This window comes from Colwellia sp. 12G3 (assembly GCF_002836775.1).
Lineage (GTDB): Bacteria > Pseudomonadota > Gammaproteobacteria > Enterobacterales > Alteromonadaceae > Colwellia.
The window spans coordinates 70,758-93,620 of record NZ_PJAQ01000008.1 but is presented as its reverse complement, the minus strand read 5'-3'; the positions used below and the strand labels follow the sequence as shown (position 1 = coordinate 93,620).

The window sequence follows — 22,863 nt, the reverse complement described above, 5'->3', positions numbered from 1 at the left end:
CTATAGAATAAAGGCAGAGATTAAATAAATTAAAGAGTTCTTTGGAGGAACATGGCTATTAAAGGTGGACAACGAGGCGGGCGTAAAGAGCCGGCTCATCGTTTGAATGAGTTAATTACAGATATCCTAGACAACGAAATTCGTTTGATTAAGTTTGACGGAGAACCTGGTGGCATCGTTACATTAGACGAAGCAATGGACCAAGCGGATGACGCTGGTGTTGATCTAGTTGAAATTAGCCCTACTGCTAAACCACCCGTTTGTCGCGTGATGGATTACGGCAAGTTTATCTATGAAAAAGCTAAAGAACAAAAAGAACAACGTAAAAACCAGAAACAAATACAGGTTAAGGAAATTAAATTCCGTCCTGGTACAGATGAAGGCGATTATCAGGTAAAACTACGCAACCTGAAACGCTTTTTAGAAGGCGGTGATAAGGTCAAGGTAACTTTACGTTTCCGTGGCCGTGAAATGGCCCACCAAGAGCTAGGTTTAGCGCTTCTTACTCGTGTTAAAAACGATTTAGAAGAGCTAACAGTGCTTGAGTTCTTCCCGCGTCGTGCGGAAGGACGTCAAATGGTGATGGTCTTAGCCCCTAAAAATAGATAAAACTTGGTTTAATAAGAGTAAGAAACTTTATAGTTTCTTATCCACCAACTTTATCTTTACGCTGTAGTTAAGGCTTACAAGTAAGGTATTCAAGTTTTCTTGGTTACTTTCGCCCTAGCTACTTAATGTTTGGCAATACCTACGGGTATAAATGCGGAGTTATTCTCATGCCTAAAATGAAAACGAATAAAGGTGCTGCAAAGCGCTTTAAAAAAACAGCCAATGGCTACAAGTTCAAACAAGCTGGCCTTCGTCATATCCTGACTAAGCGTCGTACTAAAGTTAAGCGTCATCTTCGTGCTAAATGCATGATCGCCGCATCTGACATTAAGTCAGTTAAAAAACTTTTACGTCACGGTTAATTAGGAGATATAGAAAATGGCTAGAGTAAAACGTGGTGTACAAGCTCGTGCACGTCACAAGAAAGTTCTAAAGCAAGCTAAAGGTTATTACGGAGCACGTAGCCGTGTTTATCGTGTTGCTTACCAAGCAGTAACTAAAGCAGGTCAATACGCTTACCGCGATCGTCGTCAACGTAAACGTCAATTCCGTCAGCTTTGGATCACACGTATTAATGCAGCAGCTCGTCAAAATGGTTTATCTTACAGTAAATTCATTAATGGTCTTAAAAAGGCTTCTATTGAAATAGATCGTAAGATCCTAGCTGACATCGCAGTATACGATAAAGCAGCATTCACTTTCTTAGTTGAAAAAGCGCAAGCTTCTTTAGCTGCTTAAGATTATAGAATGTAAGCTTAGCTAAGTTTTAGTTAAGCTTGAATAAAAAGGACGCTTTATAGCGTCCTTTTTATTTTTAAATGAATCTGTTTAACTAAAGTTATTACTCTCAATAGTGCTAGTAACAATATTTGTAGTAACTTTAGTTAAGCAGCATGGTTGTATATACATGTGAGAATATTTAATCTTTGACCAAAATAAATAATCAAGAGAAATGACTATGAACCTAGCTGATAAAGTTTTAGCTGTTAATAATGATCTTCCTATCCGTACTGATGCACCAGTACACAGTGGTAAAGTGCGTTCTGTTTATTGGTTAACAGCAACAGATAGTAAGCGCCTTATCGAAGAGAAGGGCTATGATGTTCCTATTGATACATCATTAGCCATTATGGTAATTAGTGACCGAATATCAGCTTTTGACTGTATCTGGTCAGGTGAGAACGATATGCGTGGTGTACCAGGTAAAGGTGCAGCATTAAATGCTATATCAAACCACTGGTTTAAGTTATTTAAAGAGCAAGGACTAGCAGATAGTCATATTTTAGATATCCCGCATCCCTTTGTATGGATTGTACAAAAAGCTAAGCCAGTGATGATTGAAGCCATTTGTCGTCAATATATTACGGGTTCAATGTGGCGTGCATACACTAAAGGTGAAAGAGACTTTTGTGGTATTGAATTACCTGAAGGGCTAGAAAAAGATAGTAAGTTAACGTCGTTACTGCAAACGCCTTCTACCAAAGGAATTTTAGAAGGTATTCCCGGCGTTCCTGCCGTTGATGATGTTAATATTACCCGTAAAAATATTGAAGATAACTTTGAAGCTTTTAACTTTAAATCAGTCGATGATATTGCACGTTATGAAAAACTACTCACCGAAGGTTTCGATGTTATTTCAGCGGCTTTATCGAAAATAGATCAAGTCTTTGTTGATACTAAGTTTGAATTTGGCTATGTCAAAGACGTTACCGGTGATGATAAGCTTATTTATATGGATGAAGTAGGTACGCCTGATTCTTCACGTATATGGGATGGCGAGCAATATCGAGCAGGTAATGTTGTTGAAAATTCTAAAGAGGGCTTTCGCCAGCTGTTATTAAAGCATTTTCCAGATCCTGATATATTGCTAAATAAAGACCGGATGATTGAGCGCGAAGCATTAGCACGAGATAATAAACTGCCGTTGTCAGTACTTATGGATGTGTCAAAAACTTATACCGGTATCGCTGAGAAAATTACCGGTCAAAAAATTGTTTTATCTGATAATCCTAAAGCCGAAATTATTACAATTTTGCGTGAGCAGTATCAGTTAATTGATTAAGCTATAAAATATATTTTCAATAAAAAACCCAGCTGATTGCTGGGTTTTTGTTATCTACTCGTTAAGTCTTAGTGGACGTGGTTATATTTTACCACCGTTTTTGATGATTTCACGTGCCATTTCATCAGCAATGATGCCGGTAGGTCTACTTTGAGCATCTGCTTTAGTGTAAATATCTAGTAAGGTGTGATAAATCTCGCCAACCTTTGTAGTCGACTTTTCACAATCATAATTATCTTCAAATGAGACATTGATGATACCACCCGCATTAATAACATAATCCGGTGCGTATAATATGCCTTGGTCAACTAAGGCTTGATCATGACGAGGTTCGGCTAATTGGTTATTTGCACACCCTGCAATAATACTCGCTTTCAAACGACTTAGTGTTTTATCATTAATGGTAGCACCGAGTGCACAAGGAGCATAAATATCTACATCTTGATCGTATATTTCATCTAAACCAACAACTGTCGCATTAAACTCTGTAGCGGCAATGTCTAAAGCGGTTTGGTTGATATCAGTGATAATAAGTTCTGCGCCAGCTTTATGGAGGTGTTCACACAAAAGATATCCTACGCTTCCTAAACCTTGAACCGCAACTTTGAGTCCAGTTAAGTCATCACGATTAAGTTTATGCTTTACCGACGCTTTAATACCCAGAAATGTGCCAAGAGCAGTAAAAGGAGCAGGGTTACCACTTTTACCTTCTGTGCCAGTTACAAAAGGCGTCACAGTGTTTGCTATAGCAATATCGCTGGTGGTGATATTGACATCCTCTGCACTTAAATAGCGACCATTTAGGCCATTTAATGCTTCGCCAAAAGCTTGGAATAATGCTTCAGATTTGAGTTTTTTAGCATCGCCAATAATGACAGATTTACCACCCCCCATTTTAAGACCTGCCATTGCATTTTTATATGTCATGCCTTTTGATAGTCGCAAAACATCAACGAGTGCTTCCTCATCGCTAGCATAATCCCACATTCTACAGCCACCTACCGCTGCACCAAGTTTGGTACTATGTACGGCAATAATAGCTTTTAGTCCACTCGCATCATCACTGCAATAAACTACTTGCTCGTGGTCATCAAAATCAGGTAAATCAAATAAAGCCATTTAGTTTCTCCATTTTTTCTTGCTAGAAAAGGCAATTTAAATGTGTTGTAATGTTGTTATGGAACGATAGCACCTACAAAATAGCCAAGCTAGTCACTGATAAAATTAACAATTTAATATTAAGATGCCAGTTGTAAGCTAAAGGCTACAATTTGCTAATTAATCATGACAAACTTGCTCAGCTATTAAAGAAATAATTCAAAAAAATTCTAATGATTAGAGAGATAAAATGACCGAAGCAGTACAGATGACAGAAGAGCAACAGCAGCAGTGGGTAAAAAAACAATATCAAATTGCCACTAAATACTTAGCAGAAAAGGGTATTGTTACTAATAGTGTTAGTGTAGAAGAAAGTCGCTATTTAGTACCTTTATTGGCGTTATGGAAATTAACAGCAATGGACGGTAAAAAGTTTTGGGTTTTATGCGGCGATTTGCCCAGCGATCACAGTAGTATTGATGTAGCACCGAATGCGCGTGAAGCATTAAGGCACTTTGCGTTAAAGTGGCAGATGCAAGCGGAAAACTTATTACAGGCTAAGGATGAAGAGCAAAAGACGTTTGCTCATTTATTAATTGGCCGTGCCGAGGGTTTGTATAAACTATATAACGATGAGCCTTTGTGGGAATCAAAATAGTTAAGTTTTAATGATTTAAGTAGTACTTTGCTTTTTCAGCATGCTTAACTGCTTTGGATATTGCGCATGCCATACGTTGTTTTGGCATGCCAGCTTCCATGTATACTGAGCCAATAGGGTAAAATTCATGCTTAGTAAAATACTCTACTTTTTCAAGCGGACTTGAAATAAAAACTTCTTTAAGGGTTAATCTATCTGCAATACGAAATAGCCCCAGCATTATAAACTTATCTATTTTTTCACTTCTATAACCCATAACTACGGCAATTCGACTTATTTCTCCTTGTGGAGATATACGGCCAGTAGCAATAGGCTCTTGGTTATTATCATCACATACCAGCATGTGGTATGCAGTTCTATCACCTTGGTCAAACTCAATTTTTTTGGGGATACGTCTTTCACAGATAAATACTTTTTCACGAATGTTTTTAAGTAGTGGAGCTGCTTGTTGCCATTTTACTTGGCTAATACTGTAAGACATTTATAGAACCAACGTTAACTAGATAAGGTGAAGACCAGAAGTACATTCAGACTAGTTAAAAATTTGGGTTATTGCCAATAGATATTCGTATTTTTTTGTTCTTTTTTTTTACGATTTGTTATCGAAGGTTAAGTTAAATTACTTTAATCGATTAGTACTAAATTGTAGACATAAAAAAAGAAGGCATAGTGCCTTCTTTTTTATACTATTTAGATAGAAATATCTATTTTACAATCTATTTTAGTTCATCAATGAAAGCAACAGCGCGGCCAATGTAGCTAGCAGGTGTCATTTCACATAATTGAGCTTTAGCATGTTCTGGTAATTCAAGTGTCATGATAAAAGCGCGCATAGAGTCGCCATTAACACGTTTACCACGCGTTAATTCTTTTAGTTTCTCATAAGGCTTTTCAATACCGTAACGACGCATAACCGTTTGTACTGGCTCTGCTAATACTTCCCAATTACTGTCTAATTCAGCAGCTAAGTTAGCTTCATTTACTTCTAACTTACTAATACCTTTTAGTGTTGCGCCGTAAGCAATCATTGTATGGGCAAAACCAACACCTAAGTTACGTAATACTGTTGAGTCAGTTAAGTCACGCTGCCAACGAGAGATAGGTAATTTTTGTGATAGGTGAGTGAATAGGGCATTAGCAATGCCTAAGTTACCTTCTGAGTTTTCAAAATCAATAGGGTTAACTTTATGCGGCATAGTTGATGAGCCAATTTCGCCAGCAATAGTTTTTTGCTTAAAGTGGCCCATCGCAATATAACCCCAAATATCACGATCAAAATCGATTAAAATGGTATTAAAACGTGCAACAGCATCAAATAACTCAGCAATGTAGTCATGCGGTTCAATTTGAGTTGTGAATGCGTTAAATGATAAACCTAATGAAGTAACAAACTCATTAGCAAATTCATGCCAATCAACTTCAGGGTAAGCACTAAGGTGAGCATTGTAGTTACCTACAGCACCGTTAATTTTACCTAACATTTCAACATTAGCAATTTGCTCACGTTGACGTTGTAAACGTACATAGACGTTAGCCATCTCTTTTCCTAACGTACTAGGAGAAGCCGGTTGTCCATGAGTACGACACATCATAGGAATAGTTTTGTATTCAATTGCTAGTGCTTTCATTGCCGCTAAAATGTTATCCATTTCAGGTAACAATACGTTTTCACGACAGTCAGTTAGCATTAAAGCGTGTGATAAGTTGTTGATGTCTTCTGAAGTACAGGCAAAATGAATAAATTCAGTCACAGCGTTTAATTCAGCGTTATCAGCAATTTTGTCTTTTAAGAAGTACTCAACCGCTTTTACATCATGGTTAGTTGTTGCTTCAATTTTTTTGATCGACAGAGCATCTTCTTCACTAAAGTTAGTAACGATGTTATTTAAAACGTCATTCGCTTGTGCTGAAAATGCCGGAACTTCTGCTATTGCGCTAGTTGCAGCAAGTTTTTGTAACCAACGTACTTCAACCGTAACACGGTATTTAATTAGGCCAAATTCACTAAAAATAGGGCGCAATGATTTTACTTTGCTACCATAACGACCATCTACAGGTGATATTGCACTTAATGCTGAAAGTTCCATAATTTTTCCTAGGTTATATTAATATTCTCTTTAACTAAGATGCTTAATTTAAGAGCTAAATAGTGTTTAATTTTTATCAAATAGTGTTTAGTAATTGTTTTGCGGTATCGACTATTTTTTTACGGCTGAATAATATGTGCCGTCTTTTTCCGCCTACTTGTCGCCATAAAACAGCTGCACGAATACCAGCGAGCAACAAAGCTCTAATTTTATATTGATTTACGTTTTGTTTTAAAATACTTGGCTCGCCAGTGACCTGAATTTTATGACCTAAGGGACTGATAATATCGCTATAAATACTAGCGAAACTCGCCGTTAACGTTTCACTTGTTAGCGTGTAATGCTCAAGTTGGCGCTCGATTGCATTTATACGGTCACCAAGAGCGTTAAGCTGTTGTGGTTGTTTAGCAAGACGTCTTTCTAGATTTATTAAACTAATGATATAGCGAGTTAACTCAGGATCTTTGTGTTTTTTTGAGTTAGTACTGCTGTCATCACTGTCTAAATGGCTAATTAATAGCTCAAGACCTTTTTTAATATTCTCGATTTCACCACCATAAACCGCTAAGGTATTTACCGGTGAGGTTTCAATAATACTTTGCAATAAAACACCGAAATCTTCATCAGTGATTTGTCCTGTGCGTGATACTTGCTGTACTTGATAGGCTACTTGGCAAATAGCCGCAAAGGTAATTGTTTGATCTTTCATTTTGTCTCTAGTTCTTAGTTTATCTTGTCTTAGATGAGCTTGGCTTAGGTAATGCCTAGAACTTAGCGAATAAGGGTATCAATGATACCACCACCTAAACAAACATCATCTTGGTAAAATACGACGGACTGTCCTGGTGTTACTGAACTTTGCTGTTCGGTAAAATCAATTTGATATTCACCTGAAGCAGACTCGCTTATCGGCGTGACGGTGCATGAAACATCTTCTTGACGATAGCGTGTCTTGACGGTGCACTTAATACTACTTGTCAGTGCTTTTCTATCCACCCAATGTAACTGATTAGCAATTAAGCCTTTAGAAAAGAGGCGAGGGTGATTATGCCCTTGACCAACAATAAGCACATTGCGTAATAAATCTTTTTCAACAACATACCACGGCTCTTCACCAGCATCAGCTAATCCACCAATACGTAAACCTTTTCGTTGACCTAAAGTATGATACATCAAGCCATCGTGATGACCAACAGCAACACCTTCTGCTGACTCAATAATACCGGGCTTTGCAGGTAAATATTGACCAAGAAAGTCTTTGAATTTACGCTCGCCGATAAAACAAATACCGGTGCTGTCTTTTTTATTATGGGTAATTAATCCCGCTTTCTCGGCAATTGCACGAACTTCTGGTTTTTCGATATGGCCGACAGGAAATAAAGTTTGTGCTAATTGTTTTTCGTCAAGCGTGTAGAGGAAGTAGCTTTGGTCTTTGTTATTATCAAGACCACGTACCATTTTCCATGAATTATCACGTAACTCACGTTGCACATAATGCCCAGTGGCAATGTAATCTGCGCCTAAGTCTTCACAAGCAAATTCTAAAAAAGCTTTAAATTTTATTTCTTTATTACACATGATATCAGGATTAGGAGTACGTCCTGCTTTATATTCCTCAAGAAAATATTCGAAAACATTGTCCCAATATTCGGTCGCAAAATTGATAGTATGTAATTTAATATCTAGTTTGTCACAAATAGCCTGTGCATCTTCTAAGTCTTGGGCTGCAGCACAATACTCATCGGTATCATCCTCTTCCCAATTCTTCATAAATAAGCCTTCTACTTGATAACCTTGCTCTTTAAGCAAATAAGCAGAAACAGATGAGTCGACACCTCCAGACATACCAACAATGACTTTGGTTTGCTCTGGAGCTTTATTATTTGAGGCTGTTAACATGTTATTTGACCAATAGACGTTAAGAAAAAAATGTACTAACTAACTGTACCGAAATAAGAGGCGCAAAATTATAACATGCAGAACTAGTAGGATATAGATTAAAGATTAGATTTTAGCTGCGATAAGGGAATTTTATTGCCAGCTAAGTAATCTTCAATGCATTCTAGCACCATAGAACTGCGTAATTCCTGACGTCTATCTTTTATTTGATCTAGGCTGAACCAGTGAGTATCAATTATTTCACTATCTTGCGGTTGCCCGGTTAAACACTGCTCTAATTCAATGACAAAACAAAAGCGTAAAAAATATAGCTGTAGGTCGGGCCGGTGGAAATAATAAATACCACACAAGTAATCGGGCTCTAAAGCTAATCCCGTTTCTTCGAGTATTTCTCGCTTAATTGCGGTTATAAGGTTTTCATTTTCTTCTAGGTGTCCAGCGGGTTGATTAAAAACCATTTGGTTATTTTCTTGTTCTTCAACAAACAAAAATTTACCTTGGTGATGAATAACAGCAGCAACGGTTGTATTAGGCTTAAATTGTTTTGCCCCATGGTCGTTTGTCTCGGACTCATGAATACCAGATTGAACATAGTTGTTACTCTTCAACTTTATATTCTCCATTCTTAATATCGTCTAAGGTCCAGTTACCGATACGATATCTAATGAGGCGAAGGGTAGGGAATCCTATATTAGCTGTCATGCGTCTAACCTGTCTATTACGCCCCTCCGTTATGGTGATTTCCAGCCAAGTGGTAGGGATACTCGCACGCTCCCTTATAGGGGGAATGCGTGGCCAAATTTTAGGTTCAAGCATAATGGCGACTTTAGCTGGTTTTGTCATACCATCCTTTAATTCAACGCCTTGACGTAATTTAGCTAAATCTTGCTCTAAAGGGGCCCCTTCAATTTGCACCCAGTAAGTTTTCTCAGTTTTTTTCACTGGGTTGGCAATTTGATGCTGTAATTTGCCATCATTGGTCAGTAATAATAATCCTTCACTGTCTCTATCAAGTCGTCCTGCCGCATATACACCAGGTATGTTTATAAAGTCTTTTAAGGTTCGTCGATTATTTTCATCGGTAAATTGGCATAAAACGTCAAAGGGTTTATTGAAAAGCACTATTTTTCGCTTTTCATCAACTGGTCGTACCTTTTGTGCTGTTTTAGCGCTATGTCTTGTATAGCCTTTGCTCTGATTCATTTGTAGACTTATTTTCCTTACGAATATGGAATGGCTTTTTGTTCGGCTATATTAATACGCTTTGAATTACTATACTATGCGCGCGAAAAATAAATTTTAGCTTGGGTGAATATTAATTAATTTGTCGTGAATTTTTATGTGATCACCGGAGCTTTTGGCTAATTAAAGTAGGAATCTCAATGAGCACTGATAACTCAAAAATCATTTATACTATTACCGATGAAGCGCCTGCCTTAGCGACGTATTCTTTATTACCAATTATTCAAGCTTATACCGCTTCTTCAGGCATTAATGTTGAAACACGTGATATTTCTTTAGCAGCTCGTATCTTAGCTAATTTCCCAAAATATTTAACGGAAGAACAACGTGTTGATGATGCATTGGCTGAGTTAGGCGACTTAGCTAAAACGCCAGAAGCCAATATTATCAAATTGCCAAATATTTCAGCCTCTATTCCACAGTTAGAATTAGTTATCAAAGAATTACAAGCAAAAGGCTTTGATTTACCTAATTATCCAGCGGAACCACAAAACGAAGCAGAAGAGTCTATTAAGCTTACTTACGCTAAAGTATTAGGTTCAGCGGTTAATCCTGTTTTACGTGAAGGTAATTCAGATCGTCGTGCTCCTGCTTCTGTTAAACAATATGCTCGTAATAACCCCCATTCAATGGGCGCTTGGTCTAAGGAATCAAAATCTCACGTTGCTCACATGGCATCAGGTGATTTTTACGGCAGTGAAAAATCAGTAACTATTGATGGTGCAACCAGTGTAAATATTGAATTTGTTGCTCAAAATGGTGATGTGACTTTATTGAAATCAAAGTTACCGTTACTAGATAAAGAAATTATTGATGCATCAGTAATGAGTAAATCTGCATTGGTAGAATTCTTTGAAACTGAAATAAATAAAGCCAAAGAAGAAGATGTTTTACTTTCATTGCATTTAAAAGCAACCATGATGAAAGTTTCTGATCCAATCATGTTTGGTCACGCAGTTAAAGTATTCTACAAAGATGTCTTTGCTAAACATGCAGCGACTTTTGAGCAGTTAGGTGTTGACGCGGATAACGGTATCGGTGATGTTTACGCTAAAATAGCACGTTTACCTGCAGATCAAAAAGCAGAAATAGAAGCCGATCTTCAAGCTGTTTATGCCACTCGCCCTGAAATGGCGATGGTTGACTCTGATAAGGGTATTACTAACTTACATGTACCTAGTGACGTAATCATTGATGCATCAATGCCAGCTGCACTTCGAGCTTCAGGTATGATGTGGGGACCGGATGGTCAACAAAAAGATACTAAGTTTATGATACCTGATCGTAACTATGCAGGTGTATTTTCAGCGGTAGTAGATTTTTGTCGTGAAAATGGTGCTTTCAATCCTTCAACTATGGGTACAGTACCAAATGTTGGTTTAATGGCACAAAAAGCAGAAGAGTATGGCTCACATGATAAAACATTTACCATGGCAGCAGCGGGCGTTGTTCGTGTTGTTAATGATAATGGTGAAATACTAATTGAGCAAAATGTTGCTCAAGGCGATATATTCAGAATGTGTCAGGTGAAAGATGCACCTATCCAAGATTGGGTTAAATTGGCTGTTACTCGCGCTAAAGCGACTGGAACTCCTACAGTATTCTGGTTAGATGAAAATCGTGGCCATGATGCACAAATGATCAAAAAAGTTAATACGTATTTAGCTAATCATGATACTACTGGCTTAGATATCCAAATTCTTGAACCAGTGAAAGCTTGTGAATATACGCTTGCCCGTGTTGCTAAAGGTGAAGATGCGATCTCTGTTACCGGTAATGTATTACGTGATTACTTAACCGATTTGTTTCCAATTTTAGAGCTTGGCACAAGTGCAAAAATGCTTTCAATTGTGCCATTAATGAATGGTGGTGGTTTATTCGAAACTGGCGCTGGTGGCTCTGCACCTAAGCACGTTCAACAGTTTGAAAAAGAAAATCACTTACGTTGGGATTCTTTAGGCGAATTTTTAGCGCTTGCAGCATCACTTGAACATGTTGCAGTAACTACCGGTAATGCTAGAGCACAAATATTAGCGGATACCTTAGATTCGGCTACAGGCAAGTTCTTAGATACAAATAAATCACCTTCTCGCAGAGTAGGTGAGTTAGATAACCGTGGTAGTCACTTCTATCTTGCAATGTACTGGGCACAAGCCATCGCAGCGCAAACAATAGATACAGAGCTACAAGAAAGTTTTATCGGCGTATCTCAAGCACTAACTAAGCAGGAAGAAAAAATTGTTGCTGAATTAAATGCAGCTCAAGGTCCTGCTATTGATATTAATGGTTACTATTTTGCTGATACTCAACTGGCCGAAAAAGCAATGCGACCAAGTGAAACATTTAATACAATATTATCTGCATTACTTTAAGGTAGTGTTTGTTTTAAATAGATAAAAATAATACGGTGCTAGCTAATAGCACCGTATTAATCAAAAGCTAAGTAGTAATACTTAGCTTTTTTTTTGATTGTTTATTTTATTAGGCTATAGTCTAAGAGCTATTCATTCATTTTAATGATAATGGGTATCACTAAATAGTGATTAGTGCCTCGTCCTTTTTTGAATTAGTTTAGTAGAGAAACCTTTATACAAAATGTATTAATTTATCCATATACCCGTTTAACGTGGAGCTCGTCCTATGACTAATCAAATCATCATTCCCACTACTGGAGATAAAATTACTTTTATTGACGGTAAATTATCAGTACCAAATAATCCAATAATTCCTTTTATTGAAGGTGATGGCATAGGTGTTGATGTAACACCCCCAATGCTAAAAGTTGTGAACGCCGCAGTTGCTAAGGCTTATGCTGGGGAAAGAGAAATAGTATGGATGGAAGTCTATGCGGGAGAGAAAGCCACTAAAATGTATGATAGTGAAACGTGGCTTCCTGATGAAACACTTGCCATATTACAAGAATATAAAGTTTCCATAAAAGGCCCATTGACCACACCTGTTGGTGGGGGAATGAGTTCTTTGAATGTCGCAATAAGACAAATGCTTGATCTTTATGTATGCCAACGTCCAGTACAGTGGTTTACGGGTGTTCCAAGCCCAGTAAAGAGACCATCAGAAGTTGATATGGTTATCTTTAGGGAAAATACTGAAGACATTTATGCAGGTATTGAATTTAAGGCAGGTAGTGACAAAGCGAAAGCTATGATTAAGTTTTTGACTGAAGAAATGGGCGCAAGTAATATTCGCTTCACTGAAAATTGTGGCATAGGTATAAAGCCGGTATCAAAAGAAGGAACACAACGCTTGGTGAGACAAGCGATACAATACGCCATTGATAATGATAAAGACTCGGTAACTTTGGTTCATAAAGGTAATATTATGAAATTTACTGAAGGAGCTTTTAAAGATTGGGGCTATGAGCTTGCTTTAGAGGAGTTTGGTGCAAGTTTGATTGATGGCGGCCCTTGGTGTTCGCTTAAAAACCCTAAGACAGGTAAAGAAATCATCATTAAAGATGTTATTGCCGATGCTATGTTACAGCAGATTTTATTACGTCCTGCGGAATATAGTGTTATAGCTACGTTAAATTTAAATGGTGACTATTTATCAGATGCACTTGCGGCACAAGTTGGTGGCATAGGTATTGCGCCAGGTGCCAATTTAGGTGATGAAGTTGCCGTGTTTGAAGCTACCCATGGCACAGCACCAAAATATGCTGGTAAGAATAAAGTCAACCCAGGCTCGGTAATCCTTTCTGCTGAAATGATGCTAAGACATATGGGCTGGCTCGAAGCTGCTGATCTACTTCTTAAAGGGATGTCGGGAGCAATTAAAGCGAAAACAGTTACTTATGATTTTGAACGACTTATGGATGATGCCACGTTGGTCTCTTGTTCAGCGTTTGGAGATTGTATTATTGATCATATGTAATTATTGATGATATGCAGATACCGGAAATAAGATAATAAAAAACACAGCTAAATAGCTGTGTTTTTATGTGTCACTTTAGCGCAAAGTTTTATATTTATTCTATTTCGCCTTCAGCTAACTTAATACTAGCTGCATGGTGACCTTTAGGGCCATCATTTAGTTCGTAATTGACATCTTGTCCGGCTTTCAATGTTCGATATCCTTCCATCTCAATTGTTGAATAGTGCGCAAAAATATCATCTCCGCCGCTATCTGGACGAATAAAACCAAAACCTTTAGCATTATTAAACCATTTAACTGTACCGTGTGCCATACTTCAACTTCCTTTTATATCCTTTAGTATTTAATTATGTTTTACTTCTCTTTGTACTCCATATTCCCCAAGGAGTTGCAAACAATAGTATATACATAGACAACAAACTAAGCGGCTAAATATTAGCCACTTATAGAATCGTAGCTAATTTATAGAATTAGTCAAGTTGAAAAAGTGCTTTTTTCACGGTTTTTTAAGCATAATTGTACGAAAAGTTACAGCAAAAGTAAAAAGTAGAGACTAAGATAAACATATGAGCAACTGGAAAGAGTTATTTGACACCCAAGGCATCGTGGAAGATGAAGTTAGAGATAAAATAGAAGAGCCGGCAAGATACCATGTTTTTTTACTCAATGATGACTATACCCCGATGGACTTTGTTGTAGATGTATTGTGTAACTTTTTTAATAAAAGTGAAGAGCAAGCAACAGATATTATGTTAACCATTCACTATAAAGGAAAAGGCCTTTGTGGCACATATACTGCAGAAATAGCAGAAACAAAAGTAGAACATGTTGTCCAGTACGCTTTTGACAATCAGCACCCACTAAAGTGTGTGATGGAAAAAGCATAAAGTTATAAATTGGAGTAGCTATGCTAAACAAAGACTTAGAAGTATCACTTAATTTAGCCTTTCGCCAAGCTAAAGAATCTCGCCATGAATTTATGACTGTAGAACATTTATTGTTGGCATTGTTAGATAACCCCTCAGCGATTGAAGCCCTAGGAGCTTGCGGAGCAAATTTAGCAAAATTGCGTAAAAGTCTATTAGATTTTATAGGTGAAACAACACCCATGATCCCTGTTGGAGAAGATGAAAGAGAGACTCAACCAACGTTAGGCTTCCAGCGCGTTCTACAGCGAGCTGTGTTCCATGTTCAATCATCGGGTAAAAATGAAGTCAGTGGCTCGAATGTGCTAGTTGCAATTTTTAGTGAGCAAGAATCACAAGCGGCCTATATTTTGAAAAAGTCAGATATTAGTCGTCTCGATATTGTTAATTATATCTCTCATGGTATTGCAAAGGTTGATGATGATAATGCGCCTCATGCTTTGGATGGTGATCAACAAAGCGAAGAAGAACCACGTACCATTGAGAATTTTTCTGTAAATCTTAATGAAGAAGCCCGTAAAGGTAATATTGACCCATTAATAGGTCGAGACGATGAACTTGAACGTACTTTACAGGTATTAAGTCGACGTAGAAAAAACAATCCATTGTTTGTTGGGGAAGCTGGTGTTGGTAAAACTGCTATTGCAGAAGGATTAGCTAATTTAATTGTTAATAATCAGGTGCCTGAGTTTTTAGCTGATGCGACAATTTACTCCTTAGATATGGGGGCTTTATTAGCAGGTACTAAATATAGAGGTGATTTTGAAAAACGTTTTAAATCTTTATTAAAAGAACTTGAAGAAGATAAAAATGCAGTACTATTTATTGATGAAATCCATACAATTATAGGTGCTGGAGCGGCTTCTGGTGGCATGATGGATGCTTCTAATCTGCTTAAGCCACTTTTATCAGCAGGTAAAATTCGCTGCTTAGGCTCAACAACGTACCAAGAATATCAAAGTGTTTTTGAAAAGGATCGAGCATTGGCTCGTCGTTTCCAAAAAATTGACATAGCAGAGCCTAGTGTTGCTGATACAACTAAAATACTGCAGGGCTTGAAAGAAAAGTATGAAAACCATCATGGTATTCGTTATACCAATAAAGCCTTATATGCAGCAGCTCATTTATCAGATAAATATATTAATGAGAGGTTTCTCCCTGATAAAGCTATTGATGTTATTGATGAAGCGGGTGCTAGGCAACAACTTATTGCACCGAATAAGCGTAAAAAAGTCATTAATAATACCGATATTGAAAGCATTGTAGCAAAAATGGCTAGAATACCTGAAAAATCAGTATCGCTAAGTGAAAAAGATGGTCTTAAAAACCTTGACCGTAATTTGAAACTTGTTGTGTTTGGTCAAGACAAAGCTATTGATGAACTGTCATCTGTTATTCGATTATCTCGAGCTGGTCTAGGTAATGAAGAAAAGCCGGTAGGCTCTTTCTTATTTGCAGGTCCTACAGGAGTTGGTAAAACAGAAGTAACCCAACAGCTCGCTAAAATAATGGGCATAGAACTGTTACGTTTTGATATGTCAGAATATATGGAGAAACATGCTGTTAGTCGCCTTATTGGTGCCCCTCCAGGTTACGTCGGTTATGAGCAAGGTGGGTTATTAACAGATGCGGTTATAAAACATCCCCACGCAGTTGTATTGTTGGATGAAATAGAAAAGGCTCATGAGGATGTATATAACATCTTATTGCAAGTGATGGACCACGGCACATTAACGGACAATAACGGCCGAAAAGCGGACTTTAGAAACATTATATTGGTGTTAACAACCAATGCAGGTGTACAAGAAACTGTGCGTCAATCTATTGGCTTTAAACAGCAAGATCATAGCCTTGATGCATTAAGTGAAATTAATAAAGTATTTTCACCGGAATTTAGAAACCGTTTAGATAATATTTTATGGTTCAACCATCTAGATAACATTGTTATTCAGCAGGTTGTTGATAAATTCATTGTTGAATTACAAGCACAGCTCGATGATAAGGGTGTTTCACTTGAGTTAAGCAAGCAGGCGAGGTTATGGTTAGCTGAGAATGGTTACGATAAGTCGATGGGCGCAAGACCTATATCACGCTTAATACAAGAACACTTGAAAAAATCACTGGCAAATGAATTACTCTTTGGTGAATTAACACATGGAGGCGTAGCTAAGGTAAATGTTAAAAAAGATCGTTTAGTGATTACTTGTGAAAACAAACAAGAGTTGATTACTGAGAAATAATATTAGTAGTCATTTATTAAAAACCTAACAAGTTTACTTGTTAGGTTTTTTTATGTCAGTTATGAAGAGAAAGTGGTTTAGCTTGAAGGGGTATAACGGTGTTTATCAGTCAAAAGTTTTTTATTAAATGTGAGTTTTTACTTTATTCGAGACGAAAAAAAACCTGCATTAAGCAGGTTTCGTTTCACATTTTAATGTGGCTCCCCAAACTGGGCTCGAACCAGTGACACATGGATTAACAGTCCATCGCTCTACCAACTGAGCTATTGGGGAATAAACTTTTTTAACTTCTGTTTATTAATGAAGTTTAATGTGGCTCCCCAAACTGGGCTCGAACCAGTGACACATGGATTAACAGTCCATCGCTCTACCAACTGAGCTATTGGGGAATAAACTTTTTTAACTTCTGTTTATTAATGAAGTTTAATGTGGCTCCCCAAACTGGGCTCGAACCAGTGACACATGGATTAACAGTCCATCGCTCTACCAACTGAGCTATTGGGGAATAAACTTTTTTAACTTCTGCTTATTATGAAGTTGAAACTTTTCCCAAGCGAAGCTTGAAAAAACAACCAGTATTATATGCTTATTAAAGATAGTGCAGTTAACGCAATAGCTTTCTTAACATCGTACTCATTGTTAAATGTGGCTCCCCAAACTGGGCTCGAACCAGTGACACATGGATTAACAGTCCATCGCTCTACCAACTGAGCTATTGGGGAATCTCGTGTTAACCTCAGTGGCTAACGGGGCAGAATAATAAAGACCTGTGGCCTAAGTGTCAACAGAAAAATAATAAATTATTGAAATAAATATTGTTTGCTGAAGATGTGTTCAGAAGAGGTGCTTTTACACCACTTTTCGGCGGTTTTTTGAACTCTTGGGTGGGGTGGTTAAAATATGTTCGTAAAAAGGATAAATCTTTAGTTATCCACGATTCCTGTGGATAACTCTGTGGGTTAAAGTGTAGATTTATATTGATAATGCGTTTTTATTGGCGTGGCTATAAGTCAATATAAAATAAATTTGTTTTTAAATACTTTAATATCAATGCCTTGTTGTTATTTTGTGATTTACTTAATAAGTAGAGTGATTTTTAACCATGTTGTTTGGTAGCTATTATAACGGTGTGTTTATTTATAATGTCATGCCTCGGCTATGTACCTTGAGGTGTTTTCGTTATGACATAAAAGTAAAAGAATTTGTGACGTATTTATTATTAAGACATTAAGCAAAGGTGTTTTTTTTAAAGCAAGGTTATCTGATAAATCTGCGCTAGGTAAAAGTTAGTTAATCTTTTACAATGTATCGCTACGTATTATTTACCTTGACTAATAGAACCACTGATAATATTAAATGACTAAAACAAACACGGCTAGGCATAATAACAAACAAACTAATCTACTCGAAGATCCTGTACCTAATACGTTAAAACGCATGACCATTCCTATGATATATGGAATGATTCTATTAATGACGTTTAATTTAGTCGATACCTTTTTCGTTGGACTGCTCGGGACGCAACCCCTAGCAGCAATTAGTTTTACATTCCCTGTGACTTTCACTGTACTTAGTTTAATGATTGGTTTAGGTATAGGAACCTCTGCCGTTATCGCTAAGTTTTTAGGGAAAAAAGATCCAAAGTCCGCAAAAAATGCTGCAACCGCCGCATTATATTTAGCAGCCATTATTGTTGCGTGCTTATCAACAGTAGGGTATTTCATTACAGACCCCTTATTTACTTTATTAGGTGCTCAGCCGTCTTTATTACCCTTAATCCATCAGTATATGGATATTTGGTATATCGGAAGCATATGTTTAATTGGTCCGATGATCGGTAATGCCGTATTAAGGGCATCAGGAGATACTAAAACACCCAGTATAATTATGGGAAGTGCTGGACTCATTAACGCTGTACTTGATCCTATTTTTATATTTGGTTTTGGTCCTGTTCCTGCCATGGGGATACAGGGGGCAGCAATTGCTACCTTAATTTCATGGGTTTTTGGATTAGGGTTTGTACTGTACATTTTAACTAAAAAGCACGACCTTATTCATACTACTATGTTACCTATGAAAGAGCTGATTTGTGCTTGTAAACACATTTTGAAGATAGGTTTGCCTGCTGCAGGCGCTAATATGTTAACACCTATTGCTGCGGCTATAATGACCGCGATAGTAGCGACATATGGTGAGTCTGCGGTTGCCGCTTTTGGTGTTGGTTCAAGACTTGAATCAATAGCTTGTTTGATTGTGCTAGCTTTATCGATGACGTTACCCCCTTTTATTAGTCAAAATTTTGGAGCGGGTCAATTACAGCGTGTAGAAGATGCTTACAAAGTCTCTATAAGATTTATCTTAGCTTGGCAAATTATAATTTATGTATTATTAGCTCTTTGCGCCCCTTGGATTGCGAGTGTATTTACCAAAGAAACTGAAGTTGCCAACTTAATTAAACTATTCATTTGGATACTCCCACTGGGTTATGGTTTACAAGGCATCGTTATTCTGACCAATTCATCATTTAATGCTTTACATAAACCAATGATCGCGTTGGGATTAAGTGTTATACGATTATTTGTTTGTTATTTGCCTTTAGCATACTTGGGTAGTTTATTTTTCGGATTAGCAGGCCTATTTGCAGGTGCATTATGTGGAAATATCCTAATGGCTATGATTTCGTACCGATTATTTATGAAGCAATTTACCTTAAATAAGTCGATTTCATCTGAGCAAGTAGTATGAAAAAATTAACTATATGCTCTGATTACACGCCAAGTGGTGATCAGCCAACAGCAATAAAGCAATTATTGGAAGGCATTGATTCGGGTTTAGCCCATCAAACGCTTCTAGGTGTCACTGGCTCAGGTAAAACCTTTACTATTGCTAACGTGATTGAGAAACTTAATCGACCTACCATGATGTTAGCCCCGAATAAAACCTTGGCGGCGCAACTTTATGGAGAGATGAAAGAGTTTTTTCCAAATAATGCTGTTGAGTACTTTGTTTCTTATTATGATTATTATCAGCCAGAAGCTTATGTGCCAACAACAGATACTTTTATAGAAAAAGATGCCTCGGTTAATGAACACATTGAACAAATGCGTTTATCTGCAACGAAAGCACTATTAGAACGTCGTGACGTTATTATTATTGCTTCTGTTTCTGCTATTTACGGTTTAGGGGATCCCGACTCTTATTTAAAGATGATGTTGCATATTAGCCAAGGTGATATTATCAATCAGCGCGATATTTTACGTCGCTTGGCTGAATTACAATATAAGCGTAATGATGTTGCTTTTGCACGAGCTACTTATCGAGTTCGTGGTGACGTTATTGATATTTTTCCTGCTGAATCTGATCGTCTTGCGCTACGTGTTGAACTATTTGATGAAGAAATAGAGCGAATAAGCCAATTTGATCCTCTAACTGGACAAGTTGAAAGAACACTACCTCGAGTCACTGTTTACCCTAAAACACATTATGCGACGCCTAGAGAGAAAATATTAGCGGCAGTAGAAAAAATTAAAATTGAGCTGAAGCACAGATCGAAACAGCTCAAAGATAATAATAAGTTAGTCGAAGAACAGCGTCTTACTCAACGCACCCAATTTGATATCGAGATGATGACTGAGCTTGGTTATTGCTCGGGTATAGAAAACTATTCTCGCTATTTATCAGGGCGAGAAGAGGGAGGTGCACCTCCAACATTATTCGATTATTTACCTGATGACGGTTTACTTATTATTGATGAGTCCCATGTTACCGTGCCACAAATTGGCGCTATGTATAAAGGGGATAGGTCGCGTAAAGAAAACTTAGTAGAGTATGGCTTTAGACTTCCCTCAGCTTTAGATAACAGACCAATGAAGTTTGAAGAGTTTGAAGCTATTTCGCCACAAACAATTTATGTTTCTGCTACGCCAAGTAAATATGAACTAGAAAAATCTAATGGCGATATTGCAGAACAAGTTGTTAGACCAACAGGTCTACTTGATCCTCAAATTGAAGTTCGACCGGTTGAAACACAAGTTGATGATTTATTATCAGAGATACATAAGCGTCTACCATTAGACGAAAGGGTTTTAGCTACCACGTTAACTAAACGCATGGCCGAAGATTTAACGGATTATTTGGATGAGCACGGTATTAAAGCGCGCTATTTGCATTCAGATGTTGATACCGTTGAACGGGTCGAAATTATAAGAGACTTTAGACTGGGTAAATTTGATGTTTTAGTGGGAATTAACTTACTCCGTGAAGGCTTAGACATGCCGGAAGTGTCCTTAGTTGCGATTTTAGATGCGGATAAAGAAGGTTTTTTACGTTCTGATCGTTCTTTGATTCAAACTATTGGCAGAGCTGCGCGTAATCTAAATGGTAGAGCAATATTGTATGGAGATAGAATAACGGGCTCTATGCGACGTGCTATTGATGAAACAGAACGACGTAGAGTAAAGCAACATCAATACAATTTAGACAATAATATTACTCCTCAAGGCGTTGTTAGACGAATTACTGATGTCATGGGGGTTGGTAACTACAGTGACGCTAAATCACTCGATAAAGTTGCTGAAGCGAATACACATTATCATATCAATCAACAAGCGGAAGAGCCTTTACTAACCACTAGGCAAATTGATGCTAAAATAGTTGAGTTCGAAAAAGTAATGCAAGGGCATGCACAAAATTTAGAATTTGAACAAGCCGCATCTATACGAGATAAAATCGCAAAACTAAGAATACAGCAGCTATCTACATAAGCTGATAGCCGTTTACTTAAGTTCTTGTATTGAGTAATGACCGAGAATAGTAGCAACAGCATCACTACTACAGTGAGTGAGATGACTTATATCTTCTATTATTCGGTCTTGAATATCGACAGGAAACAACATTAGTCGCTCCATATAAAGGTGAGCTTGAGTTTCATTATTTGAATCAATCATCTGTTTCAAACGTCGTGCTTGATACTTCCACGTAGCACTCATAAGACATCCTTAATTTTTCTAGAACATCCTATAAGTCTAGGGGGAAAGAGGTGTTATTGTTATAAAATATTTATCTTAAAATATTTTTTTAATGACTATTTTCATCTATAGGGGGATAAGTTATTAATAAGCAGTGTATTAATATATAGCTACTGTTTTTTTATTGAACAAAAAACCAATTATTTTCCGCAATGAGGGCACTTTTCGTGGTGACTTTCCTGTTTTAATTGAGTGATGCTGCGCTGAAAGTCCTCTTGATCAATCTCTAACTTATCAGCTAACCTAGCTAATTCTTGATACTCTTTTTGGTCAATATAACCATCAGATAAAGCAACCTTAATCTTACTATCAAGGTTGTCTTTTCGCTCTCTAAGCTCTTCTCCAAATCTTGCTGCTAACATGCCAGCGGGTAATGCAACTAATCCGACACCAATAAGCATAATAACGGTGGCTATTACCTTTCCTATTGGCGTAATAGGAACTACATCCCCATATCCGACAGTAGTCATAGTCACAACAGACCACCAAAGAGACCGTAAAATACTGCCAAAAGTCTCTGGTTGAATTTTTCCTTCAATGGCATGCATTAAGCTAGCGGCAATGACAATGAGAAATATCATCACCATCATGGCAGCCGTGATACTTTTCAATTCTTTAGCAATAACCGAAATGAAAATATTAAAACCTTTAAAATAGTGCGTTAGTTTTAATAAACGTAAAACTCTAATAAGACGTAATGAGCGCAAATCGACACTGAAAAACATGGCGATAATAAAAGGTAATATCGCAATAAGATCAATTAATGCGATAGGGGAAAATACATACTTAACTCTCGCTTTACTATGAGATAAGTGTGCATATTCTTTTGCTTCAACACAGCACCAAAAACGGAAAAAATATTCAATGCAAAAAATGGTTAAAGAAATAAATTCAAATACAGCAAATTCAATTAAATATTGCTCATGGTAGTTTGATTCTGATTCAAATATAGCTGCAATAACGTTAGTAATGATCAGTATAATCAAAAATATATTTATACTTTTTGCTACCATACTTATACCAGAGTGACCTTCTAGTAACTGATATGCTTTAGCTCTATAAGACTGTGCTAAAGATTTGGTTGCAATACTTACATCTAACTTTGATTCAGTCATAGCTTCACT

General features: G+C 37.2%; 21 protein-coding genes and 4 tRNA genes. 11 read left to right on the top strand and 14 right to left on the bottom strand.

Annotation, left to right across the window (positions count from 1 at the left end; translation table 11 throughout):
* Window positions 1-51 precede the first annotated feature (51 nt).
* The 4 genes from infC (at window position 52) to CXF71_RS03240 (ending at window position 2,671) form a co-directional block, all read left to right on the top strand.
* Complete coding sequence (gene infC / locus CXF71_RS03255) at window positions 52-609, top strand: translation initiation factor IF-3 (RefSeq protein WP_101228117.1); 558 nt, start codon at window positions 52-54, stop codon at window positions 607-609.
* 167 nt (window positions 610-776) lie between these two features.
* Entirely contained in the window at window positions 777-971 is a 195-nt protein-coding gene (gene rpmI / locus CXF71_RS03250; RefSeq protein WP_033080618.1) for a 50S ribosomal protein L35, read from the top strand.
* 16 nt (window positions 972-987) lie between these two features.
* Window positions 988-1,347, top strand: a complete 360-nt coding sequence (rplT, locus tag CXF71_RS03245) for a 50S ribosomal protein L20 (protein WP_101228116.1) — start codon at window positions 988-990, stop codon at window positions 1,345-1,347.
* Between the two features lie 220 nt (window positions 1,348-1,567).
* Window positions 1,568-2,671 carry a phosphoribosylaminoimidazolesuccinocarboxamide synthase gene (locus tag CXF71_RS03240; protein WP_101231554.1) on the top strand — a complete coding sequence of 368 codons (1,104 nt, stop codon included), beginning with the start codon at window positions 1,568-1,570 and terminating at the stop codon, window positions 2,669-2,671.
* A gap of 81 nt (window positions 2,672-2,752) precedes the next feature.
* Here the strand turns inward: CXF71_RS03240 and CXF71_RS03235 are convergent, their stop codons facing one another.
* Window positions 2,753-3,790, bottom strand: a complete 1,038-nt coding sequence (locus tag CXF71_RS03235) for a Leu/Phe/Val dehydrogenase (RefSeq protein ID WP_101231553.1) — start codon at window positions 3,788-3,790, stop codon at window positions 2,753-2,755.
* A gap of 229 nt (window positions 3,791-4,019) precedes the next feature.
* Between CXF71_RS03235 and CXF71_RS03230 the strand changes: the two genes are divergently transcribed.
* Window positions 4,020-4,427 (top strand): DUF4826 family protein, encoded by a 408-nt coding sequence (locus CXF71_RS03230; RefSeq protein ID WP_101231552.1) that lies wholly within the window; start codon window positions 4,020-4,022, stop codon window positions 4,425-4,427.
* A gap of 7 nt (window positions 4,428-4,434) precedes the next feature.
* On the opposite strand, the gene CXF71_RS03225 is transcribed toward CXF71_RS03230, so the two are convergent.
* The 6 genes from CXF71_RS03225 to CXF71_RS03200 all read right to left on the bottom strand — a co-directional run bounded on the left by CXF71_RS03225 (window position 4,435) and on the right by CXF71_RS03200 (window position 9,616).
* The gene (locus CXF71_RS03225; protein WP_101231551.1) at window positions 4,435-4,908 is read right to left on the bottom strand and encodes a GNAT family N-acetyltransferase; all 474 of its coding nucleotides are present in this window, start codon (window positions 4,906-4,908) and stop codon (window positions 4,435-4,437) included.
* Window positions 4,909-5,143: 235 nt separating this feature from the next.
* Window positions 5,144-6,514, bottom strand: coding sequence for an adenylosuccinate lyase (gene purB / locus CXF71_RS03220; protein ID WP_101231550.1), 1,371 nt, complete (start codon window positions 6,512-6,514; stop codon window positions 5,144-5,146).
* A gap of 76 nt (window positions 6,515-6,590) precedes the next feature.
* Window positions 6,591-7,223 carry a high frequency lysogenization protein HflD gene (hflD, locus tag CXF71_RS03215; RefSeq protein WP_101231549.1) on the bottom strand — a complete coding sequence of 211 codons (633 nt, stop codon included), beginning with the start codon at window positions 7,221-7,223 and terminating at the stop codon, window positions 6,591-6,593.
* A gap of 62 nt (window positions 7,224-7,285) precedes the next feature.
* A complete protein-coding gene (gene mnmA, locus CXF71_RS03210) occupies window positions 7,286-8,413 on the bottom strand; it encodes a tRNA 2-thiouridine(34) synthase MnmA (RefSeq protein WP_101231548.1) in 1,128 nt (375 codons plus the stop codon).
* A 98-nt stretch (window positions 8,414-8,511) separates the two neighbouring features.
* A complete protein-coding gene (locus CXF71_RS03205) occupies window positions 8,512-9,021 on the bottom strand; it encodes an NUDIX hydrolase (RefSeq protein WP_232771365.1) in 510 nt (169 codons plus the stop codon).
* On the bottom strand, window positions 9,011-9,616 hold the full coding sequence (locus CXF71_RS03200; RefSeq protein WP_198559821.1) for a pseudouridine synthase: 606 nt from the start codon (window positions 9,614-9,616) through the stop codon (window positions 9,011-9,013). Before CXF71_RS03200 ends, CXF71_RS03205 begins: the two co-directional genes overlap by 11 nt.
* A 179-nt stretch (window positions 9,617-9,795) precedes the next feature.
* Here CXF71_RS03200 and CXF71_RS03195 point away from each other — a divergent pair, with 179 nt between their 5' ends.
* Together CXF71_RS03195 and icd are read left to right on the top strand one after the other, a co-directional pair.
* Window positions 9,796-12,027, top strand: a complete 2,232-nt coding sequence (locus CXF71_RS03195) for an NADP-dependent isocitrate dehydrogenase (protein WP_101231546.1) — start codon at window positions 9,796-9,798, stop codon at window positions 12,025-12,027.
* A 268-nt stretch (window positions 12,028-12,295) separates the two neighbouring features.
* Window positions 12,296-13,546, top strand: a complete 1,251-nt coding sequence (gene icd, locus CXF71_RS03190; protein ID WP_101231545.1) for an NADP-dependent isocitrate dehydrogenase — start codon at window positions 12,296-12,298, stop codon at window positions 13,544-13,546.
* A gap of 94 nt (window positions 13,547-13,640) precedes the next feature.
* Here icd and cspD read toward each other — a convergent pair whose 3' ends face one another.
* Window positions 13,641-13,859, bottom strand: a complete 219-nt coding sequence (cspD, locus tag CXF71_RS03185) for a cold shock domain-containing protein CspD (RefSeq protein ID WP_101231544.1) — start codon at window positions 13,857-13,859, stop codon at window positions 13,641-13,643.
* A 253-nt stretch (window positions 13,860-14,112) separates the two neighbouring features.
* On the opposite strand from cspD, the gene clpS reads away from it, so the two are divergent.
* A complete protein-coding gene (gene clpS, locus CXF71_RS03180; RefSeq protein ID WP_101231543.1) occupies window positions 14,113-14,433 on the top strand; it encodes an ATP-dependent Clp protease adapter ClpS in 321 nt (106 codons plus the stop codon).
* 20 nt (window positions 14,434-14,453) lie between these two features.
* Window positions 14,454-16,712: an ATP-dependent Clp protease ATP-binding subunit ClpA gene (gene clpA, locus CXF71_RS03175; RefSeq protein WP_101231542.1), complete on the top strand. Its 2,259-nt coding sequence runs from the start codon at window positions 14,454-14,456 to the stop codon at window positions 16,710-16,712.
* A 197-nt stretch (window positions 16,713-16,909) separates the two neighbouring features.
* Here clpA and CXF71_RS03170 read toward each other — a convergent pair.
* The 4 genes from CXF71_RS03170 to CXF71_RS03155 form a co-directional block, all read right to left on the bottom strand.
* A tRNA-Asn gene (locus CXF71_RS03170) sits at window positions 16,910-16,985 on the bottom strand.
* 40 nt (window positions 16,986-17,025) lie between these two features.
* Window positions 17,026-17,101 (bottom strand) — tRNA-Asn (locus CXF71_RS03165).
* A 40-nt stretch (window positions 17,102-17,141) separates the two neighbouring features.
* A tRNA-Asn gene (locus CXF71_RS03160) sits at window positions 17,142-17,217 on the bottom strand.
* 141 nt (window positions 17,218-17,358) lie between these two features.
* A tRNA-Asn gene (locus CXF71_RS03155) sits at window positions 17,359-17,434 on the bottom strand.
* A gap of 634 nt (window positions 17,435-18,068) precedes the next feature.
* On the opposite strand from CXF71_RS03155, the gene CXF71_RS03150 reads away from it, so the two are divergent.
* Entirely contained in the window at window positions 18,069-19,457 is a 1,389-nt protein-coding gene (locus CXF71_RS03150) for an MATE family efflux transporter (protein ID WP_101231541.1), read from the top strand.
* A complete protein-coding gene (uvrB, locus tag CXF71_RS03145; protein ID WP_101231540.1) occupies window positions 19,454-21,475 on the top strand; it encodes an excinuclease ABC subunit UvrB in 2,022 nt (673 codons plus the stop codon). Before CXF71_RS03150 ends, uvrB begins: the two co-directional genes overlap by 4 nt.
* Before the next feature lie 12 nt (window positions 21,476-21,487).
* On the opposite strand, the gene CXF71_RS03140 is transcribed toward uvrB, so the two are convergent.
* A complete protein-coding gene (locus CXF71_RS03140; protein WP_101231539.1) occupies window positions 21,488-21,700 on the bottom strand; it encodes a hypothetical protein in 213 nt (70 codons plus the stop codon).
* A 179-nt stretch (window positions 21,701-21,879) separates the two neighbouring features.
* On the bottom strand, window positions 21,880-22,854 hold the full coding sequence (locus CXF71_RS03135) for an ion transporter (RefSeq protein WP_101231538.1): 975 nt from the start codon (window positions 22,852-22,854) through the stop codon (window positions 21,880-21,882).
* Between the last annotated feature and the right edge of the window lie 9 nt (window positions 22,855-22,863).

What these genes read in the sequence shown, in the direction of transcription:
- infC (WP_101228117.1), top strand. Translation starts at nt 52, where the DNA reads ATGGCTATTAAAGGTGGACAACGAGGCGGGCGTAAAGAGCCGGCTCAT.
- clpS (WP_101231543.1), top strand. Translation starts at nt 14,113, where the DNA reads ATGAGCAACTGGAAAGAGTTATTTGACACCCAAGGCATCGTGGAAGAT.
- CXF71_RS03240 (WP_101231554.1), top strand. Translation starts at nt 1,568, where the DNA reads ATGAACCTAGCTGATAAAGTTTTAGCTGTTAATAATGATCTTCCTATC.
- CXF71_RS03200 (WP_198559821.1), bottom strand. Translation starts at nt 9,616, where the DNA reads ATGAATCAGAGCAAAGGCTATACAAGACATAGCGCTAAAACAGCACAA.
- CXF71_RS03225 (WP_101231551.1), bottom strand. Translation starts at nt 4,908, where the DNA reads ATGTCTTACAGTATTAGCCAAGTAAAATGGCAACAAGCAGCTCCACTA.
- clpA (WP_101231542.1), top strand. Translation starts at nt 14,454, where the DNA reads ATGCTAAACAAAGACTTAGAAGTATCACTTAATTTAGCCTTTCGCCAA.
- hflD (WP_101231549.1), bottom strand. Translation starts at nt 7,223, where the DNA reads ATGAAAGATCAAACAATTACCTTTGCGGCTATTTGCCAAGTAGCCTAT.
- CXF71_RS03235 (WP_101231553.1), bottom strand. Translation starts at nt 3,790, where the DNA reads ATGGCTTTATTTGATTTACCTGATTTTGATGACCACGAGCAAGTAGTT.
- mnmA (WP_101231548.1), bottom strand. Translation starts at nt 8,413, where the DNA reads ATGTTAACAGCCTCAAATAATAAAGCTCCAGAGCAAACCAAAGTCATT.
- CXF71_RS03150 (WP_101231541.1), top strand. Translation starts at nt 18,069, where the DNA reads ATGACTAAAACAAACACGGCTAGGCATAATAACAAACAAACTAATCTA.
- uvrB (WP_101231540.1), top strand. Translation starts at nt 19,454, where the DNA reads ATGAAAAAATTAACTATATGCTCTGATTACACGCCAAGTGGTGATCAG.
- cspD (WP_101231544.1), bottom strand. Translation starts at nt 13,859, where the DNA reads ATGGCACACGGTACAGTTAAATGGTTTAATAATGCTAAAGGTTTTGGT.
- CXF71_RS03195 (WP_101231546.1), top strand. Translation starts at nt 9,796, where the DNA reads ATGAGCACTGATAACTCAAAAATCATTTATACTATTACCGATGAAGCG.
- icd (WP_101231545.1), top strand. Translation starts at nt 12,296, where the DNA reads ATGACTAATCAAATCATCATTCCCACTACTGGAGATAAAATTACTTTT.
- purB (WP_101231550.1), bottom strand. Translation starts at nt 6,514, where the DNA reads ATGGAACTTTCAGCATTAAGTGCAATATCACCTGTAGATGGTCGTTAT.
- CXF71_RS03140 (WP_101231539.1), bottom strand. Translation starts at nt 21,700, where the DNA reads ATGAGTGCTACGTGGAAGTATCAAGCACGACGTTTGAAACAGATGATT.
- rpmI (WP_033080618.1), top strand. Translation starts at nt 777, where the DNA reads ATGCCTAAAATGAAAACGAATAAAGGTGCTGCAAAGCGCTTTAAAAAA.
- CXF71_RS03135 (WP_101231538.1), bottom strand. Translation starts at nt 22,854, where the DNA reads ATGACTGAATCAAAGTTAGATGTAAGTATTGCAACCAAATCTTTAGCA.
- rplT (WP_101228116.1), top strand. Translation starts at nt 988, where the DNA reads ATGGCTAGAGTAAAACGTGGTGTACAAGCTCGTGCACGTCACAAGAAA.
- CXF71_RS03230 (WP_101231552.1), top strand. Translation starts at nt 4,020, where the DNA reads ATGACCGAAGCAGTACAGATGACAGAAGAGCAACAGCAGCAGTGGGTA.